Annotated in this window: 17 protein-coding genes; 10 read left to right on the forward strand and 7 right to left on the reverse strand. The window is 56.2% G+C overall.

Annotated features, from left to right (window positions below; genetic code table 11):
* Positions 1 to 84: 84 nt before the first annotated feature.
* The 10 genes from ACT3TJ_RS03405 to ACT3TJ_RS03450 all read left to right on the forward strand — a co-directional run bounded on the left by ACT3TJ_RS03405 (position 85) and on the right by ACT3TJ_RS03450 (position 9,332).
* Positions 85 to 1,203, forward strand: a complete 1,119-nt coding sequence (locus tag ACT3TJ_RS03405; protein WP_087110375.1) for a muconate/chloromuconate family cycloisomerase — start codon at positions 85 to 87, stop codon at positions 1,201 to 1,203.
* Positions 1,204 to 1,260: 57 nt separating this feature from the next.
* Positions 1,261 to 1,551 (forward strand): muconolactone Delta-isomerase, encoded by a 291-nt coding sequence (gene catC / locus ACT3TJ_RS03410; RefSeq protein ID WP_087110376.1) that lies wholly within the window; start codon positions 1,261 to 1,263, stop codon positions 1,549 to 1,551.
* 67 nt (positions 1,552 to 1,618) lie between these two features.
* Positions 1,619 to 2,590, forward strand: coding sequence for a catechol 1,2-dioxygenase (gene catA / locus ACT3TJ_RS03415; RefSeq protein WP_192526855.1), 972 nt, complete (start codon positions 1,619 to 1,621; stop codon positions 2,588 to 2,590).
* A 32-nt stretch (positions 2,591 to 2,622) separates the two neighbouring features.
* Positions 2,623 to 4,068: a Rieske 2Fe-2S domain-containing protein gene (locus ACT3TJ_RS03420; RefSeq protein ID WP_444665456.1), complete on the forward strand. Its 1,446-nt coding sequence runs from the start codon at positions 2,623 to 2,625 to the stop codon at positions 4,066 to 4,068.
* Positions 4,069 to 4,094: 26 nt separating this feature from the next.
* The gene (gene benB / locus ACT3TJ_RS03425; protein ID WP_442352861.1) at positions 4,095 to 4,583 is read left to right on the forward strand and encodes a benzoate 1,2-dioxygenase small subunit; all 489 of its coding nucleotides are present in this window, start codon (positions 4,095 to 4,097) and stop codon (positions 4,581 to 4,583) included.
* A gap of 24 nt (positions 4,584 to 4,607) precedes the next feature.
* Positions 4,608 to 5,633 carry a benzoate 1,2-dioxygenase electron transfer component BenC gene (gene benC / locus ACT3TJ_RS03430; RefSeq protein WP_442352860.1) on the forward strand — a complete coding sequence of 342 codons (1,026 nt, stop codon included), beginning with the start codon at positions 4,608 to 4,610 and terminating at the stop codon, positions 5,631 to 5,633.
* Positions 5,630 to 6,430 carry a benzoate diol dehydrogenase BenD gene (gene benD / locus ACT3TJ_RS03435; protein ID WP_442352859.1) on the forward strand — a complete coding sequence of 267 codons (801 nt, stop codon included), beginning with the start codon at positions 5,630 to 5,632 and terminating at the stop codon, positions 6,428 to 6,430. Before benC ends, benD begins: the two co-directional genes overlap by 4 nt.
* A 73-nt stretch (positions 6,431 to 6,503) precedes the next feature.
* Positions 6,504 to 7,748, forward strand: coding sequence for a benzoate/H(+) symporter BenE family transporter (locus tag ACT3TJ_RS03440; RefSeq protein ID WP_442352858.1), 1,245 nt, complete (start codon positions 6,504 to 6,506; stop codon positions 7,746 to 7,748).
* Positions 7,749 to 7,844: 96 nt separating this feature from the next.
* Positions 7,845 to 9,041, forward strand: a complete 1,197-nt coding sequence (locus tag ACT3TJ_RS03445; protein WP_442352857.1) for a benzoate/H(+) symporter BenE family transporter — start codon at positions 7,845 to 7,847, stop codon at positions 9,039 to 9,041.
* Between the two features lie 105 nt (positions 9,042 to 9,146).
* Positions 9,147 to 9,332 carry a universal stress protein gene (locus tag ACT3TJ_RS03450; protein WP_287078264.1) on the forward strand — a complete coding sequence of 62 codons (186 nt, stop codon included), beginning with the start codon at positions 9,147 to 9,149 and terminating at the stop codon, positions 9,330 to 9,332.
* Positions 9,333 to 9,341: 9 nt separating this feature from the next.
* Here the strand turns inward: ACT3TJ_RS03450 and ACT3TJ_RS03455 are convergent, their stop codons facing one another.
* From ACT3TJ_RS03455 to ACT3TJ_RS03485, 7 genes are all read right to left on the reverse strand, one after another.
* Entirely contained in the window at positions 9,342 to 10,244 is a 903-nt protein-coding gene (locus ACT3TJ_RS03455) for a LysR family transcriptional regulator (RefSeq protein WP_192526861.1), read from the reverse strand.
* Positions 10,245 to 10,560: 316 nt separating this feature from the next.
* Entirely contained in the window at positions 10,561 to 11,943 is a 1,383-nt protein-coding gene (locus tag ACT3TJ_RS03460) for an L-serine ammonia-lyase (protein ID WP_444665457.1), read from the reverse strand.
* A 154-nt stretch (positions 11,944 to 12,097) separates the two neighbouring features.
* Entirely contained in the window at positions 12,098 to 12,964 is an 867-nt protein-coding gene (purU, locus tag ACT3TJ_RS03465) for a formyltetrahydrofolate deformylase (RefSeq protein WP_442352854.1), read from the reverse strand.
* Positions 12,965 to 13,030: 66 nt separating this feature from the next.
* Positions 13,031 to 13,678 carry a sarcosine oxidase subunit gamma gene (locus ACT3TJ_RS03470; RefSeq protein WP_442352853.1) on the reverse strand — a complete coding sequence of 216 codons (648 nt, stop codon included), beginning with the start codon at positions 13,676 to 13,678 and terminating at the stop codon, positions 13,031 to 13,033.
* Complete coding sequence (locus ACT3TJ_RS03475; protein WP_442352852.1) at positions 13,671 to 16,712, reverse strand: sarcosine oxidase subunit alpha family protein; 3,042 nt, start codon at positions 16,710 to 16,712, stop codon at positions 13,671 to 13,673. The genes ACT3TJ_RS03470 and ACT3TJ_RS03475 overlap by 8 nt, the downstream gene beginning before the upstream one ends.
* On the reverse strand, positions 16,709 to 17,098 hold the full coding sequence (locus ACT3TJ_RS03480) for a sarcosine oxidase subunit delta (RefSeq protein ID WP_172116814.1): 390 nt from the start codon (positions 17,096 to 17,098) through the stop codon (positions 16,709 to 16,711). Before ACT3TJ_RS03480 ends, ACT3TJ_RS03475 begins: the two co-directional genes overlap by 4 nt.
* A gap of 12 nt (positions 17,099 to 17,110) precedes the next feature.
* Entirely contained in the window at positions 17,111 to 18,361 is a 1,251-nt protein-coding gene (locus ACT3TJ_RS03485) for a sarcosine oxidase subunit beta family protein (protein ID WP_192526867.1), read from the reverse strand.
* Between the last annotated feature and the right edge of the window lie 43 nt (positions 18,362 to 18,404).

Raw genomic sequence — 18,404 nt, forward strand, 5'->3', positions numbered from 1 at the left:
AAGCACTTAAACAATATTGGTTCCGGCTGACAGCGCCAATCAAACTGATATTCAGTGAAATGATTGCCTTACGCCGGAGTTGCCATGTCAACCGTCATCCAACATATCGAGACGCTGCTAGTCGATCTACCGACTATTCGTCCCCACAAACTCTCCATGGCAACCATGGCCTGCCAGACCATGGTCATCGTGCGTATGCGCCACTCTGATGGTATCGAAGGGCTCGGAGAGGGCACTACTATCGGTGGCCTGGCCTATGGCCCAGAGAGTCCAGAAAGTATCAAACGCAATATCGATACTTATCTAGCACCTCTGCTGATTGGTCAGCCTTCTACTAACATCCACTCCCTGCGTACACGGCTCAATCGGCATGCCCGCGGCAATATGATTGCCAAGTCGGCACTCGAAACGGCGCTGCTGGATGCGCAGGGGAAGCGCTTGGACCTGAGCATCAGCGAACTTCTCGGCGGCCATCAGCAAGCGCATCTCCCCGTGTTATGGACGCTGGCTAGTGGCGATACCGCCAAGGATATCGATGAAGCGCTACTACGCCTGGAGCAACGCCGCCACTGTGATTTCAAGTTGAAGATAGGTGCTAACCCTGTCGACCAGGATGTCCGTCATGTGGCGGCGATTAAAGAGGCGTTAGGCGATCGTGCCAGTGTACGTGTCGACGTCAATCAGGCTTGGGATGAGTCCGTGGCGGTGCGTGGTATCCAGGCGCTTCAAGATGCTGGCATTGATCTGATTGAGCAACCTATCCCTGCACGGGAACACGCCGGTTTAGTGCGGTTAGCCAACCGCTTTAACGTTCCTATGCTGGCAGACGAAGCAGTGCAGGATGCGCGCGACGGGCTGGGCCTTATCTGTCGCGGCTTCAGCGGTGCCTATGCTATCAAACTGGCCAAGGCTGGCGGCATTTATGGCGCCTTAGAGCTGGCCCACGTCGCTCAGGCCGCCGGTATAGGTTTATACGGCGGTACGCTTCTGGAAGGCACTATCGGCACAGCCGCATCACTTCACGCCTGGTCCATCCTCCCAGAAATGGCTTGGGGCACCGAGATGTTTGGCCCGCTTTTGCAAAAAGACGACATCGTCGTCGAGCCTCTCAATTACACCGAGTTCGGTGTCGAGGTGCCTAAAGGGCCGGGTCTGGGAATGACGCTGGACGAAGATAAATTGGCCCATTACGCCCGTAAATAACCCTTGTGTTCAAGTTGCCATCACTAAGCGTACACGTGATTTAGAAAGGAGATAGGCATGCTTTTTCAAGTAGAAATGACCGTCAAACTACCGCCCGATATGCCGGCTGAGCAGGCGGCCAGGATCAAGTCAACCGAAAAAGAGTATTCGCAAGAACTACAGCGTCAGGGCAAGTGGCGTCACTTATGGCGGGTAGCGGGCAGCTACTCCAATGTCAGTATTTTCGACGTTAAAGATAATGCTGAGTTACAAGAGCTCGTTAGCAATCTCCCACTATTTCCGTATATGGAGATCAGCGTCAAGCCCTTGTGCCGCCATCCCTCCTCCATTCGCGAAGATGATAGTTAAACAAATACGCACCACGTCAGCTTATTACTAATAGAACAATATCTTATAAAAATCTGAGGATTATATAATGACTGTGAAAATCTTCGACACGCCAGAAGTACAAGACTTCATTAACACGGTCGCCGGGCTCGACCAGGCTGGCGGCAATGGCCGTGCCAAGCAGATTGTCCATCGCCTGGTGGGCGATCTTTTCAAGTTGATCGATGACTTCGATGTCACCGAAGAAGAGTACTGGGCGGCGGTTAATCTGCTCAACGCGCTGGGTAGCCAGACCCAGTTCGGCCTACTCTCGCCGGGCCTTGGGTTCGATCACTTCCTTGATATGCGTCACGATGCCATCGATGCCGAGGCCCAGCGCACCGGCGGCACGCCGCGTACCATCGAAGGCCCGCTGTACGTGGCCGGTGCCCCGGAAGCTGAAGGGTTTGCGCGTATGGCCGACGAAACCACCGAAGGCGAGACCATGTGGCTGACCGGCCAGGTTCGGGACGTGGATGGCACCCCGATTGCCGGGGCCAAGGTTGAGATATGGCACGCCAACGACAAGGGCGGCTACTCTTTCTTTGACCCGTCGCAGTCCGAGTATAACCTGCGCCGCACGATCTACACCGATAGTGACGGTCGTTATACCGCTCATAGCGTCATTCCCTCCGGTTACGGCGTTCCCGAAGGCGCGCCCACCGATGTGGTACTCAAGTCGCTTGGCCGTCATGGCGAGCGCCCGGCCCATATCCACTACTTCGTTTCCGCCCCGGGCCATCAGCACCTGACCACCCAGATCAACTTGGCGGGCGACCCCTACACGTTTGATGACTTCGCCTTCGCCACTCGAGAAGAGTTGGTGATCCCCGCCGAGCGCATCGACGACCCGGCTGAAATCGCCCAGCGGGACCTGAGCGGTCCATTCTCCCAAGTAGTATTCGATGTTGAGCTGACACAAGTCTCTGCCCCGGAGCTTCAGGCACGCCACGCTCGGCCCCGTGCCAAAGAGGACGAGCAAGACCTGGCCAGTCAACTGGCGGGTACTGCCAAGGTATAAGTCCCTCGGCACAGCACCTGACTGTCCACCCCATGAGAACGGCAGACTCCCCTGAAACCTGTCGTTCTCAAGTTCAACAGCACATCATAATAACCCCGAGGAGCGCGATCATGACCGTGAAGCTTGATCAACTTGAAGCCCGTGTTCGCAATGCCGTTCAAGATGACCCGGCCAACGGCCGGTTCCGCTGCCACCGCAGCATGTTTACCGACCCCGATTTTTTCGAACTTGAAATAAAGCACGTTTTCGAAGGCAACTGGCTGTTTCTGGCCCACGAAAGTCAGGTCGCCGAGCCAGGTGACTACATGACCGTCACTATGGGCCGCCAGCCGGTAATCATTACCCGCGACAAGCAGGGCGAGCTGCATGGCCTGATCAACGCCTGTGCCCACCGCGGCGCGACCCTGTGCCGCCGCAAGCGTGGCAACAAGGGCACGTTTACTTGCCCCTTCCACGGCTGGACGTTTAAGAACGATGGCCAACTGCTCAAGGCCAAGAACGAGAAAACTGGCGCCTATCCGGAGAACTTCAAGCAGGATGGATCTCACAACCTCAAGCGCCTGCCGCGTTTCGAGAACTACAAGGGCTTTTTGTTCGGCAGCTTAAGCGACGATGTTATGCCGCTTGACGAGCATCTGGGCGAAACCACCAAGGTAATCGACAACATTGTCGACCAGGCCCCGGAAGGCCTCGAGATTTTGCGCGGCACGTCTTCCTATACCTTTAACGGTAACTGGAAGCTGGGTGCCGAGAACGGCGCCGACGGCTACCACGTAAGCTCTGTGCACTGGAACTACGCCTCGACTATGGAGCGACGCAATTACGACGCCGGTGGCACCAAGTCGGTCGATGCCGACGGCTGGTCGAAGAGCAAGGGCGGTTTCTACTCCTACGAAAACGGTCACATGATGCTCTGGACGCAGCTGCTTAACCCGGATGTTCGTCCGGTCTATCAGAGTAAGGACTGGATCAAGGAGCAGTTTGGCGAGGCTCGTGCCGACTCAATCGTCAACCAGACGCGCAACCTCTGCCTTTATCCGAACGCTTATCTGATGGACCAGTTCTCCACGCAGATTCGCGTGATTCGTCCTCTCTCCGTGGACAAGAGCGAAGTCACGATCTACTGCTTCGCCCCCAAGGGGGAGTCGGCGGAGGACCGCCGGTTGCGTATTCGCCAATACGAAGACTTTTTCAACGTTTCCGGTATGGGCACCCCAGATGACCTTGAAGAATTCCGCGCCTGTCAGGAGGGCTACGACGGCGCCTTGGCGGAATGGAATGACCTCTCTCGCGGTGCTCAGCAGTGGATCGAAGGCGCTGATGAAAACGCCCAGGCGATTGGCATGAAACCGCTACTCAGCGGGGCCTCCCCGGAAGACGAAGGGCTCTACGTGCTGCACCACAAGCACTGGGTCCACGAGATGCTGCGCGCCATCGATAAAGAGCGTAGCCAGTTTATCGCCACCGCATCCGCCTGAGTGTCTGTGAAGAGAGGGAAAAGACCATGAGCATTAGCTATCACGAACTCCAAGCCTTCCTGTACCGCGAAGCGCGACTGCTGGACGATCGGGAATGGGACGAATGGCTCGCGCTTTACCGCAAAGATGCCGAGTACTGGATGCCCGCCTGGGATGACGACGATCAGTTGACCCGCGATCCGCACAGTGAAATTTCGTTGATTTACTATCCCAACCGCGAAGGGTTGGAAGATCGTGTTTACCGAATCAAAACCGAACGCAGCGGAGCGAGTATGCCGGAACCGCGCACCACCCATCAGGTTACGAATATTGAGCTTTTGTCTCAGGACGACGACACGGTGGAGTTGCGTTTCAACTGGCACACGCTAAGCCACCGTTACAAGAAGACCGACAGCTTTTTCGGCAGCTCGTTTTATACGCTGGACGTGTCGGGTGAGATGCCGTTGATCACAAGAAAAGTCGTGCAGCTTAATAACGACTATATCCATCAGGTTATCGACGTTTATCACGTCTGACCCGATGGTAGAGGAGAGTTAATCATGAGCTATACCATCGCCCTCAACTTTGAAGACGGAGTGACTCGCTTCATCGGCTGTAAAGAAGGGGAAACCGTTCTTGATGCCGCTTACCGGCAAAAAGTTAACCTACCCATGGATTGCTCAGACGGCGTGTGTGGCACCTGTAAGGGTCACTGCGAGCAGGGCCAATTTGATATGGGTGATGAGTACCTGGAGGAAGCGCTTTCCGATGAGGAGGCCGCTGAGGGGCAGATACTTACTTGCCAAATGGTGCCTTCTTCGGATTGTGTGATCCAAGTGCCAGTGGCCTCCACGCTGTGTAAAACACAAGTAGGCAAGCTCGAAGGCACGATAGCAGCGGTTGAACAGCTCTCCGAAGACAGTATTGAACTGGTGGTCGATCTGGGTGATGAAGGAGGCCTCGCTTTTTTACCTGGCCAATACATTCATATTGATGTTCCCGGTACTGAAGTACACCGCTCCTATTCATTTAGCTCGCAGCCCGGTCATAAGCGTGCCACTTTCTTAATTCGTAATATTCCCAATGGGGTAATGAGTGGCTATTTGACTGAACGCGCCGCGGTGGGCGACAAGCTTACGCTCACTGGTCCGCTGGGCAGCTTCTATCTACGCGAAGTGACACGTCCTGTCCTTATGTTGGCGGGCGGCACGGGATTAGCGCCATTCCTTTCCATGCTTGAGCAGATGGTCGAGAAGGGCTGTGATGCGCCGATCCATATGATTTACGGTGCCAATAAAGATGATCATTTGGTCAAAACCGACGCGTTAGATGCTTTCGCTGAGAAGTTACCAAACTTCAGTTACGCCACCGTCGTCGTCGACGAAGCCAGCGAGCATCCACGTAAAGGGTATGTGACGCACCATATGGATGCCAGCGTAATGCATGACGGCGATGTCGACATTTACTTGTGTGGCCCGCCCCCGATGGTAGACGCCGTTCTAAAGCACTTCGACGCAGAAGGCATTGAACCGCAAAGCTTTCACTATGAGAAGTTCACTCCTAACCAAGTGGGAGAGAGCGCATGAGTAATCAACGTTTCGCGAGTGCACGTTTTCAAGATCGAATAATGGTGATCACCGGGGCTGCTCAAGGGATTGGGCTACGAGTTGCCGAGCGCGCAGCCGCTGAAGGTGCGCGTTTGGTACTGATAGATCGCGCTGACGCTATCCACGAAGTTGTCGCTGAAATTAGTAAGCAAGGAAGCGAAGCGATTGCGGTACAGGCTGACTTGGAAACGTGGCGAGGCGCTGAGCAAGCGATGCATACGGCGCTCGCTCACTTTGGCCGTATCGATATTCTGGTTAACAACGTAGGCGGAGCGATTAACTTCAAGCCATTTACCGAGTTTACCGAAACGCAGATTACGGCGGAGATCAACCGCTCGCTGATGCCCTCGCTTTGGTGCTGTCGAGCAGTGCTGCCAGCCATGGTAGCTCAAGGGCAAGGTGTGATCGTCAATGTTTCTTCAGCGGCAACCCGGGGTATTCATCGTATCCCTTATTCGACAGCGAAGGGCGGTATTAATGCATTAACCGCGTCGCTAGCATTTGAGTATGCCGAGTACGGTATTCGTATTGTTGCAACGGCACCCGGTGGCACGGAAGCACCGCCAAGGCGTATTTCGCGTGGAACGCCAGAGCCAACGAACGAGACGGAAAAAGAATGGTTTCAAGCCCATATTGATCAGACGAAGCAGAGCTGCTTAATGGGACGTTATGGCACGCTGGATGAAATGGTCGCTCCTATTCTATTCCTTGCGTCCGATGAGGCCAGTTATATCACCGGCAGCGTGCTTCCTGTCGCAGGCGGTGACCTCGGCTAACGAGTCGATTAAAAATAAATCTGTAGTAAGTGTTAACAATAACTCTAAGCACAATAATCCCCTGGAGCACACCGTGAAACATATCGAGAAGGGTGTCAGCTTAAGACATGCGCCCCGTGATTTTCTGCGCGATCTCAATGCCGACAATGCCAGTACGGGGTTGGTAGCGGGTATATTAGGGCTCGGCGTCGGCGTCGTTCACATCAGTGCGGGCACATCGGCCGGCCTCGACCCCTCCTTCATCATGATCTGGGTTATCAGCTACTTGATGATCAATGGCCTGTTTGGGCTTTTCATGCCCGCTTACTACCGTTTGCCGCTGCCCATGGCTAACTCCATTCCCGGGGCATTGATGTTTGCCGCAGTTATTCCGGTAATCGGCTTGGAAGCTGCCTTGGGCGCTAGCTTTATTGCTGGGGCTATCACGCTGGTTGCCGGTGTGACGGGGATAATGGGGATCGTCATGCGCTTGATACCGATGCCGATAGTGATGGGCATGGTGGGTGGAATGCTGCTTAGTTTCGGTCTCAATATGGTCAAGCCACTTGAAAGTGCCATTGTACCAGCGTCGATCATGATACTGGCGTTCTTTATCTCTTCTCGGCTCTTTCGCAAGATTCCGCCATTGATCATTTCGATGGTGGCTGGTCTTGTCTATCTAACTGTGACAGGCGTTGATTTATCCGGCATCGACGCCACTATTCGATTCCCTGAGTTCATCATACCAGCGTTTACGCTGGAAGCTTTCCTAACGTATGGTTTACCACTTGCTATCATCCTGATTGGAATGGAGACCCCAGCGGGAGTCGGTTTGATAAAGGGGATGGGCTATAAAGATGCGCCAGCGAATGCGATTACCGCTGTAGGGGGCTTAGGTACCATGGTGTCGTCATTCTTTAATCTGCATAGCACCTGCATTGCGGCGCCCATGACCGGCGTATGCGCTTCTCCAGAAGCGGGAGCCCCCGATAAACGTTGGGTTGCTGCCGTGATAGCAGGAGCTATTTTCGTAATTGCCGCGCCATTCTACGGTTACGTGGTCAGCTTACTGGAGGCTACGCCGCGCTATTTCATCGCCATTATTGCGGGATTGGCGCTAATGCGGGTGATTACTTCCTCGATGGCCATCGCCTTTTCTGGCAGAAAGCATGAAATAGGCGCGTTGTTCGCCTTTCTGATCGCCGCTTCTGGTATTCAGATTCTTGGCATTGGCGCCACGTTTTGGGCGTTGGTGTTGGGTGTAGTTGTTTCGGCAATCGTCGAAACCAAAGACTTTGACGTCATTTTTACTCGTGGAGCAGCTGACCTCTCGCCTTGAAACTCACCTCGGCGTTGCTTGATACGGCCCCAGCAAGCAGATGCTTGCCGGGGCCGTTGGTTGCTCGTTAAATACTGACACGGGGAAGTGTGTTGCATGCAATTTCATAAGCAATTGCAAAAGGATTTGTCGACTCCAGCCATCACTGCTGGCTTTGTAGCGGTACTGGTCTCTTACTCTGGGCCCTTGGCCATTTTTTTCCAAGCGGCTCAGAGTGCCGAAATATCCAGTGCCATGATGACGTCCTGGGTATGGGCTATCTCTATCGGCGCAGCTATCTCGGGTATCTTTTTAAGCCTATGGTTAAAAGTGCCGGTGGTGACCGCCTGGTCGGCGCCAGGGACTGCGCTGTTGGTAACGCTGTTCCCGGGGTTGACGCTCAATGAAGCGGTGGGCGCCTACCTAACAGCCGCTGTGATCATTTTTCTGATCGGCGTTACAGGCACTTTTGACCGCATTATCCGAATGATACCGCCAGGCATCGCCAGCGCGATGATGGCAGGCATTCTGTTCCAATTCGGGGTGGGCGTCTTCGTCTCTTTAGAGAGTGTGCCGGCGCTGGCGATTGGTATGATTATCGCTTATTTGCTCTTTAAGCGACTTACTCCGCGCTATAGCCTGGTACTGCTATTAATTGCTGGTATCACGTTAGCCGTCTTGCTGGAGGGCGCGAGCCTGGAGGGAGTGGCACTCCAGCTTGCCGAGCCCCAGCTTATTCGCCCCGAGTGGTCTTGGAATGCGACCCTGAGCTTGGCCATTCCCTTGGTACTGGTGAGTTTGACGGGACAGTTCCTACCCGGCATGGCGATTCTACGCGCCTCTGGGTATTCGACCCCGGCCAGACCAATCGTTATCGTGGCTAGCGCAACGTCCTTTTTCACCGCTTTTTTTGGCGGTATCACCACGGTAATCGCAGCGATTACCGCGGCAATCTGTACCAGTAAGGAAGCTCACGAAGATCCTGCTAAGCGCTATGTTGCCGGGGTGGCAAACGGGATTTTCTACCTATTTGGTGCTATTTTTGCAGGCACTATTGTAGCGCTATTTACGTCGTTGCCAGGGGAGTTTGTGGCGGTACTCGCAGGCCTTGCACTGCTTGGCGCGATTAGTAGTAATATCAGTGCGTTTGCGGCCGAAAAGAGCCATCTGGAAGCCTCTGTCATTACGTTTATTGCCACCGCCTCTGGCATTAGTTTTCTAGGCTTAGGCTCCGCCTTCTGGGGAGTGGTCGTTGGGGCGCTTGCCTATAACCTGCTGCATCGACGTTTTAACTCGCTTAACCATAAAACCTAATAACCGTGATACTGCTTACGCGGTAGTGGGGTGGACCATGGAAAAGATCGTTGTGGCGGTTGATGATAGTAAAAGTGCTTTGCATGCCCTGGCATTTGGGCAAATATTTGCGGCCCAGCTTGGGGTGGCGGTACAGCGGACTCTATCGTCAGCTATTTGGCAAGTCGTCATAATACGATGCTTGCCATGACAACCCATGGACGTAGTGGTCTTTCGCAAGTAGTGGCTGGCAGCGTTAGTCACGAAGTGCTGCATGAAGCGGCTTGTCCGGTCGCCATACTGCGCCCATAAAGGGTGGTGCTATGGGTAACGGCCAGAACGGCGATTTTCCACGAGCACCTCTAAGATAGCGTTGGCTTCCTGCATTAGAGGCGAGGGTTTTTCTCCTCGCCGACGACTGCAGATAACGGGGGAGGTTATGGTCTTGTCTGCCAATGCTACATAGGTAATACCGTCACGTTGAACGCGTTTTACTTGCTCTGGGACCAATGTAATGCCTATACCGGAGGCGACAAGGCTAAGCGCTGTCTGTACCTCGTTCGCCTCCTGTACCACCTCAACCTTTAAACCTTGGCGTCGGAAAATACCTAGTATCATATCCGCAAGACTGGGACGTGGTTTTGCGGGGAAGACAATGAGGGGATAGCGAGCCAGCTCCTCGCAGGTCGGGGTCGTACCCTCGAGTGGATGGCCGCTCGAGAGGGCTGCAATTAACGGTTCATCGAAGAGAATATCCTGCTCTACGTCTGGATCGTCAATGCGAATGCGTCCGAATCCCATATCGATGCGGCCTGCTTTGAGTGCTTGAATTTGTTGTACTGTTGTGAGTTCTGCCAGTGTAAGTTCAACATTCTCAATGCGGCGTAAGTCACGGACTAATGTCGGAAGCTGTCCATAAAAAACAGATGGCACAAAACCAATACCGAATAGCGCACGCTTGCTGCGCGCCATATGTCGCGTGGCATCGATGGTGACTTCCACTTTTTCTAATATCTGCAAAGCGTGCTGCTGAAAAAATACACCAGAAGGCGTTAGGCGCAACCCTCTTGAGCTTCGCTCAAACAATTCGGCACCCACTTCCTGCTCTAGTTGCTTAATTTGGCGCGATAGAGGCGGTTGCGACATGTGCAATCTTTCAGCAGCACAGGTGAAATTAAGCTCTTCGGCCACAATGCAAAAGTATCTAAGGTGGCGTAGCTCCATGATGCCTCCAAGGTATAAGCGACAACTTAACATTACCTTTATGAACTTAGCTGTTGCCAAGCCAGCAACTGGGGCATTTTTCAGCCAATCGTTTAGGCATTGTAATAAAGTCGTATACCCTACCAGTATTCAAACGATGAGCTGGCTACGACTTTAGTCAAGGTAAAGACAACGCTTATAGGCAGGTTGGTCTTGAGAAGGGGAGCTGAGAGAGAACCGGGGATATTAGGCGCTAGACGTGAAGCTTAATGCTGACGCCTAAAAGCCACAATGCAACTTGGCACATTGTGGCGTGTAACGTGGCTAAAGCGCTGCGCTAACACTCAATCGCATTAACCGCCAACCCACCCTTGGACGTTTCCTTGTACTTGTCCAGCATGTCTTTGCCGGTATCACGCATGGTGCGGATAACTTTATCTAAAGAGATATAGTGAGTGCCGTCGCCGCGCAGGGCCATTTGGGCGGCGTTGATCGCCTTGACGGTGGCAATGGCGTTGCGCTCGATGCAGGGCACCTGAACCAGCCCGCCTACTGGGTCGCAGGTCAAGCCGAGGTTGTGCTCAAGACCTATTTCAGCCGCGTTTTCGACCTGCTCAGGCGTAGCGCCCATCACCTCGGCCAAGCCTGCGGCGGCCATGGCGCACGCTGAGCCCACCTCGCCCTGGCAGCCCACTTCGGCGCCGGATATGGACGCATTTTTCTTGCACAGAATACCGATGGCACCGGCGGCAAGCAGGAAGTCCACCACATTGCGGTCATTGGCACCCGCCTGGAACTTCATGTAGTAGTGCAGCACGGCGGGAATAATACCCGCTGCCCCGTTGGTTGGGGCCGTCACCATGCGCCCTCCCGCAGCGTTCTCTTCGTTCACCGCCAGGGCAAAGATGTTGACCCACTCCATGGCGGAAAAGGTTGTGGCGATCAGGCAGTCGTTCTGCTCGGCCGCCTGCAGGCGCTGATGCAGCTGCCTTGCCCGGCGTTTGACGTTAAGCCCACCGGGTAGAATGCCTTCGTGGGTCAGGCCGTTATCGATGCACTCGCACATGACCTGCCAGATGCGCCACAGCTCGTCTCTTACTTCCTGCTCGCCGCGCCAGGTTTTCTCGTTTTCCATCATCAGGCGGCTGATGCTCATGCCTTCGCGCTTACAGATGGCGAGTAGTTCTTCGGCGGAGTTAAAGTCGAAGGGGATCTCGGCGGTATCCATGTCTTCAAGCTTGGCATCCACCTGGTTTTGGTCAACCACAAAACCGCCGCCTACCGAGTAGTATGTGTTGGCGGTCAGCAGGCTGCCATCTTCGGCAAAGGCGCAAAGTTTCATGGCGTTCGGGTGATGGGGCAGGCTCTCTTCATGAAAGATAATGTCCTGGTCCCATTCAAACGTGACATCTTTCTGGCGCCCCAGCGATAGGCTACGCGTCTCTTTCAACGCCGCAATCGTGGTGTTGATAATCGATGGGTCGATGGTGTCCGGGCGTTCGCCCAGCAAACCCATGATAATGGCATGGTCGGTTCCATGGCCGATGCCCGTGGCGGAAAGCGAGCCATACAGATGCACTTCCAGTCGGCTCACCTGGTCGAGCAATTGGCTATCGCGCAGAACGGCCGCAAACTTGAAGGCCGCCATCATGGGGCCGACCGTGTGTGAGCTGGAGGGGCCGACGCCAATTTTGAAAAGGTCGAAGACACTAATAGGCATGGAAGACCTCTGAATGGGAAATAAAAAGTCGGCTCACCCAACGTTGGACAGGGGAATCGCGAATTAATGCCGCGTAACCTTGTCCTGTCGTCGATCAATGAGCAGACTTGATGATTGTTCTGTGGGTGCAAGGCATAGCGTCAAGCAAGCGCGGCTAGTTGCCAAATACCACCGTGCGCCCATTGTGCAGAAAGACTCGCCGCTCAAGGTGATAGCCAATGGCGCGGGCGAGCGTCAGACACTCTATATCGCGCCCTTTGGCGACCAGGTCCTCAGGGTAGTGTGCATGATCAACTGGCTCCACCCCTTGAGCAATAATCGGCCCCTCGTCCAGGTCGTTATTGATGTAGTGCGCCGTAGCGCCTACCAGCTTAACGCCTTTTTCGTAGGCCTGGTGGTAGGGCTTGGCACCTTTGAAGCCCGGTAGTAGTGAGTGGTGAATGTTGATGGCTCGCCCGCTCAACAGCTCGCACATGCTCGGTGACAATACCTGCATGTAGCGCGCCAGAATTACTAGCTCCGCCCCGGTATTCTCAATAATCTCGAGTACCTGGGACTCCTGCTCGGTCTTGGTCTCGGGCGTGATAGGCAGATGATAGTAAGGCAGATCATGCCAGCTCGCTAAGGGCTCAAGATCCGGGTGATTGGAGATAATCGCCTTGATATCCAGTGGCAACTGCCCGGTACGGTAGCGATAGAGTAGGTCGTTTAAGCAGTGATCTGCCTTGGATACCAGAATGACCGCACCCGTGCGCTTGGCGGGAGGGGTCAGTTCAAATGTCATGCCGAAGTCGGTGGCGCGTGGCAGAAAATCCTCCTGAAACGCCTGCTCATCAAACGCTTCTCGCTCGGGGCGAAACTCCGCTCGAATAAAAAAGCGTTCACCCAGCCGATCATCAAATGAGCTCAGTTCGGTGATATAGCAGTGCTGCTCTTTTAAAAAGCGGGTCACCACATCGACCGTGCCCAGAATGCTGGGGCATTGGGCGGCAAGTATCCAGGTATCCGTCATTCGGCTCATGGCGCTTCTCTTTCATCAGCTTGATCAGCAGTCAGGGCAGGCCGGTGGTGCCGGCCTGCCGGCTTATTATTGTGTGTCGATACCATATTCCGCCGAGGCGTCGAGCAGCCAACGGTAGCAGTAGTCGGCAAAGCTGCGGCGCACCACCAATTCCCAGTGTGTCTCGGAAGGGCGGCGCAAAACCACGGTGGCCTTGGCAAACATGGTGGTTACCCCCTTGCCCACGGTAAATGTGCTGGGATGTACGTCATAGGAGACCGACTTCATCAGCACCTCGCGGGCGTTGTCGCCGCTTAGCGTTAGCACTGTCTGGCCGCCGCTTGCATTGACGATGCTCACGTGGGCATCGCCCAAGGCCTGGCGCAGCGCACTTTCTAGCGCGCCCTCTTCGCCGCCCGGCACAATCACTAGCCATTCGTCGGGCGAGAGCCACTGGATAGTGCGCTCGCCGCTATCGTCGTGTTCCAGAGCATTGGGCTTGGCTGGTAGGCTCATGCCCAGCGTGGCGCGAACCGCTTCATCGAGCACGATGGCCCCGCCGCGCAGCACCAGGTGGCCCAGCAGTGCTTTTTCACGCAGGACAACGCCTGCCTGACCGTTAGTGCGGGGCGCCGGGTGCTGCTGGTAGCTCCACGCCAGAGGAGATTCGACCTGCGGATTGCCGTCGGGCACGGTGTTGAACTCGCAAACGTTAGGTACACTCGCGTTAGACATGCTGGCGCTCTCCTTTTGGATCGATGAAGACAGGGCTTACGATTTCAGCTTCATGCACTGTGCCATCGGTCATGGGAATATAGACGGTCTGCCCCATCCGCTCGTGACCACCCATTACCACGGCAAGGGCGAAGCCGTGTTTGAGCGAGGCGCTGTAGTAACTCGACGTTACGTGCCCCTTCATGTCCATAGGGATCGACTGCTTGCCGTCAAAGACGACCTGGGCGCCTTCCTCCAGTACCACGCTTGGGTCTTTGGGTTTCAGGCCGACAAACTGCTTGCGGTCCGTACGGCGGGTATCGGGGCGTGACAGGGCGCGCTTGCCGATCCACGGGAAGGGCTTGTCGTAGCCGATCGCCCATCGCATGCCGAGGTCTTCCGGCGTCACCGAGCCGTCAGTATCCTGGCCGACAATGATCAGGCCTTTTTCCGCCCGCAGGACGTGCATGGTTTCGGTGCCGTAAGGCGTCAGGTTGTACTTTTTACCGTGCTCGAAAAGCTTCTTCCAGACATGCATGGCGTAGTTGGCTTGCACGTTGATCTCGAACGCCAGCTCGCCGGTGAACGAAATGCGGAAGATGCGCGCGGGCACCTCGGCGACCGTGGCATCGCGCCAATCCATGAACTTGAAGTTCTCTTTATCAAGATTCATGTCGGTCAGCTCGGACAAAAGCTTGCGGGCGTCCGGGCCGGTCACGGTCATGGTTGCCCAGTGGTCGGTCACCGAGTTGAAGTAGACCTGAAGCTCCGGCCACTCGGTCTGGTGCCACAATTCTAGCCACTCGAGCACGCCTGCCGCGCCGCCGGTGGTGGTGGTCATCAGGAAGTGGTTATCACCCAGGCAACTGGTGGTGCCATCATCCATCAGCATGCCGTCGTCTTTACACATCAGGCCGTAACGCACGCGGCCAGGGGCGAGCTGGGCCCACTTGTTGGTATAGACGCGACCGAGGAACTCGCGGGCATCCGGGCCTTGAATATCAATCTTGCCAAGCGTCGAGGCATCCAGAATGCCCACGCCTTCGCGCACCGCCAGGCACTCGCGGTTGACTGCATCGTGCATGGTTTCTTTCTTGCCATTCACGGTGCGGGGGAAGTACCACGGGCGTTTCCACTGGCCGACATCCTCGAACTCGGCGCCGTTTTCCACGTGCCACTGGTGCAGCGCGGTGTAGCGCTCAGGGTCAAACAGCTCGCCGCAGTGACGGCCAACGATGGCGCCAAAGGTCACCGGCGTATAGTTGGGCCGGAACACGGTGGTGCCTACTTCGGGAATCGAGCGTTTCAGGCAGCGTGCAGCAATCGCCATGCCGTTGATGTTGCCAAGCTTGCCTTGGTCGGTACCAAAGCCCAGCGCCGTGTAGCGCTTGACGTGCTCAATGGATTCAAAGCCTTCGCGGGTGGCAAGCTCAATACCCGCCGCGGTGACATCGTTTTGCAGGTCAACAAACTGCTTGGGCGCGCGTAGGGCGCTCTTTTCATGCGGCACTTGATAAAGCGCGCAGGAAGGCGCATCACGCCGCGCTCGCGTGGCGGGCAGGGCAGCTTCCTCGGCGCTGTTAAAGCCGCACTCCAGCGCTGCCTGACACCCAATGCGAGCGCCATCGGCAAGCGTTTCGCCGAGGGCATAATAGCCCGCCACGCCGCCAGCCGACTGCATGCCCTTGACCGTGCCGGGCACAAAACCTAACAACTCTTCGTCCCATGCCGGGCGTGTGCCGGTGTGTGAGGAGAGGTGGATCACCGGGCTATAGCCGCCGGAGGTGGCGATGGTATCGCACTCAAGCTCTTCGGCTTTGCCGGTCACCACGAAACGCTCAAGATCAACGGCCGAGACGCGTGCGCCGGTAACACGTTGATTACCGCGTGCTTCGATGACGGCACTGCCGGTGATCACGCGAATACCGCTGTCGCGTGCCTGGCGAACCAGGTCGCCATCAGGGTTGGCGCGGGCATCGACAATGGCGACGACCTTACGTCCGGCTTCTTTCCAGTCGAGTGCTGCGCGGTAAGCGTGGTCGTTGCTGGTGGAAAGCACCAGGCTGTTGCCGGGCACCACCGCGTAGCGGCGAATATAGTTGGAAACGGCGCCTGCGAGCATGGTGCCCGGCAAGTCGTTGTTGGCGTACACCAAGGGGCGTTCGTGGGCGCCGCTGGCCAGCACCACTTGGCGGGCACGCACACGGTGCAGACGCGCACGTGATTCACCGGGGAAGCCCGCTTCACGGGCGGTATCGGCCAGGTGCTCGGTACGCCGCTCGTGCAGCGTGACAAAGTTGTGGTCGTGATAGCCGTTGGCGGTGGTGCGTGGCAGCAGCGTCACGTTATCCATCGCGCCAAGCTCTTTCACTGTTTGCTCAACCCAGCGCGTCGCTGAAACGCCATCCAGGGTTTCGCGGCTATCCAGCAGCGAGCCACCCATCTCTTCCTGCTCATCGCACAGGATCACACGGGCACCGGAACGCGCGGCAGAAAGCGCCGCGGCAAGCCCCGCTGGGCCCGCGCCAATCACCATCACATCGCAGTGATGATGCATGTGATCATAAATGTCTGGATCGGACTCGGTCGGTGCACGACCTAGCCCCGCGCCCATGCGGATATACTTCTCATAGGTCATCCACATTGAGGCAGGGGCCATAAACGTCTTGTAGTAGAACCCTGGCGGCATAAAACCACCGCCCAGCTTGCCTACCCAGCTCATTACGTCACGCTGAACGTTGGGCCAACCATTGGTACTGCGCGCCACCAGGCCGTTGTACAGGCCCTGCTGGGTAGCGCGGACGTTGGGCACTTGGGTGTCATCCTTGGCGCCCAACTGAACAACGCCATTGGGCTCTTCGGCACCGGCGGCGACAATGCCGCGAGCGCGTGAATACTTGAAGCTACGGTTGACGATGTTCACGCCGTTGGCGAGCAGTGCCGAAGCGAGCGTGTCGCCTTTCAGACCCTGGTAACGCTGACCGTTAAAGGTGAATTCAAGCACTTGGGAACGATCGACACGCCCACCGGCATCAATACGATTTTTCTGGGTCATGACGAGGCCTCCTCATTCAGTGCTTTGTTTTCAGGCCGTGCGCCCACGGTCTGCCAGCCGCCATCGGCCACCTGACCACCTTGTTCGTGACGAGCATCGGGCGTTGCCGCCGTAATGCTTGGCTGCTCACCCATGGGGTAGGTTTCGAGAATTTCGTAGGTCACCGTATTGCGGGTGATATTGAAGAACTTGCGACAGCCCACCGAGTGCACCCACATTTCGTGGTGAATGCCGCGCGGGTTGTTGCGGAAGAACAGGTAGTCACCCCACTCCTCGTCGCTGGTGTTGTCCGGGTCGGAAGGGCGCATCAAGTGGGCCTGGCCGCGAGGGTGGAACTCCTCTTCCTCGCGGTGCTCCTTGCAGTAGGGGCAGAAGATATAAAACATGATGGGCTCTCCTCAGTGCGCCACGCCAGCGGCGCCGTGTTCATCAATCAGCGCACCGGTATTGAAACGGTCGATGGAAAAAGGCGCAGCGATGGGGTGCATTTCACCCTTGGCCAGGCTTGCGGCGAAAACATGCCCGGAGCCGGGGGTCGCCTTGAAGCCACCGGTGCCCCAGCCACAGTTGAAATACAGACCTTTAACCTTCGTTTTGGACAGGATCGGGCAAGCATCCGGGCAGGTATCGACGATGCCGCCCCACTGGCGGTTCATACGCACCCGAGAGAACATCGGGAACATCTCGACGATGGCCTGAAGGGTGTGCTCGATGGTCGAGTAGCTGCCGCGCTGGCCGTAACCGACGTAGCCGTTGATGCCCGCCCCGATGACCAGGTCGCCCTTGTCGGACTGGCTGATGTAGCCGTGAACGTGGTTGGACATGGTGACGGTATTGAGGACCGGCTTGAGCGGCTCGGACACTAATGCCTGCAGCGGATGGGATTCCAGCGGCAGCTTGATGCCCGCCATGTTAGCCAATACGCCGGAGTTGCCCGCCGCCACGCAGCCCACGGTATTGGCTTCGATATCACCGCGGTTGGTGTGGACGCCCAGCACCTTGCCATCGCGAATCTTGAAGCCGGTGACCTCGGTATTCTGCAGAAGATCCACGCCGAGAGCATCGGCACCACGCGCATAGCCCCAGGCCACCGCATCGTGGCGCGCCACGCCGGCACTCTTCTGCCAGGAAGCGCCCATGATCGGGTAGCGGGCGCGGCTGGAAATATCCAGTTGAGGCTCGATCTCCTTGATCTGTTGCGGAGTGACTACCTCGCTGTCGATACCGTTCAAACGGTTAGCGTGAACGCGGCGCTGAATATCACGCATGTCCTGCAGGGTGTGGCCCAGATTGAGTACACCGCGCTGGGAAAACATCACGTTGTAGTTCAAATCCTGGGAGAGGCCCTTCCACAGGTCCAGCGAGTGGTTGTAAAGCCGCCCTGATTCATCCCATAGATAGTTAGAGCGTACGATGGTGGTATTACGTGCGGTGTTGCCGCCGCCCAGCCAGCCCTTTTCAACCACGGCGACATTCTTGATGCCGAACTCTTTCGCCAGGTAGTAAGCAGTGGCTAGTCCGTGACCGCCACCACCGACAATGATGACGTCGTAGCGCTTCTTGGGCTCAGGGTTGCGCCACTGGCGCTCCCAGTTCTCGTGATGTCCAAGCGCATGTTTGACCAGTCCGAAGCCGGAATAACGTTGCATAAAGTTTCTCCTTGATCGGCTCCGCGGAGCCGGCTGGCGGCTA

It is taken from the genome of Halomonas sp. AOP30-A1-24 (genome assembly GCF_052378165.1).
Lineage (GTDB): Bacteria > Pseudomonadota > Gammaproteobacteria > Pseudomonadales > Halomonadaceae > Vreelandella > Vreelandella citrativorans.

Coding starts and splice junctions, on each gene's coding strand:
- ACT3TJ_RS03405 (WP_087110375.1), top strand. CDS start 85: ATGTCAACCGTCATCCAACATATCGAGACGCTGCTAGTCGATCTACCG.
- catC (WP_087110376.1), top strand. CDS start 1,261: ATGCTTTTTCAAGTAGAAATGACCGTCAAACTACCGCCCGATATGCCG.
- catA (WP_192526855.1), top strand. CDS start 1,619: ATGACTGTGAAAATCTTCGACACGCCAGAAGTACAAGACTTCATTAAC.
- ACT3TJ_RS03420 (WP_444665456.1), top strand. CDS start 2,623: ATGAGAACGGCAGACTCCCCTGAAACCTGTCGTTCTCAAGTTCAACAG.
- benB (WP_442352861.1), top strand. CDS start 4,095: ATGAGCATTAGCTATCACGAACTCCAAGCCTTCCTGTACCGCGAAGCG.
- benC (WP_442352860.1), top strand. CDS start 4,608: ATGAGCTATACCATCGCCCTCAACTTTGAAGACGGAGTGACTCGCTTC.
- benD (WP_442352859.1), top strand. CDS start 5,630: ATGAGTAATCAACGTTTCGCGAGTGCACGTTTTCAAGATCGAATAATG.
- ACT3TJ_RS03445 (WP_442352857.1), top strand. CDS start 7,845: ATGCAATTTCATAAGCAATTGCAAAAGGATTTGTCGACTCCAGCCATC.
- ACT3TJ_RS03455 (WP_192526861.1), bottom strand. CDS start 10,244: ATGGAGCTACGCCACCTTAGATACTTTTGCATTGTGGCCGAAGAGCTT.
- ACT3TJ_RS03460 (WP_444665457.1), bottom strand. CDS start 11,943: ATGCCTATTAGTGTCTTCGACCTTTTCAAAATTGGCGTCGGCCCCTCC.
- purU (WP_442352854.1), bottom strand. CDS start 12,964: ATGAGCCGAATGACGGATACCTGGATACTTGCCGCCCAATGCCCCAGC.
- ACT3TJ_RS03470 (WP_442352853.1), bottom strand. CDS start 13,678: ATGTCTAACGCGAGTGTACCTAACGTTTGCGAGTTCAACACCGTGCCC.
- ACT3TJ_RS03475 (WP_442352852.1), bottom strand. CDS start 16,712: ATGACCCAGAAAAATCGTATTGATGCCGGTGGGCGTGTCGATCGTTCC.
- ACT3TJ_RS03480 (WP_172116814.1), bottom strand. CDS start 17,098: ATGTTTTATATCTTCTGCCCCTACTGCAAGGAGCACCGCGAGGAAGAG.
- ACT3TJ_RS03485 (WP_192526867.1), bottom strand. CDS start 18,361: ATGCAACGTTATTCCGGCTTCGGACTGGTCAAACATGCGCTTGGACAT.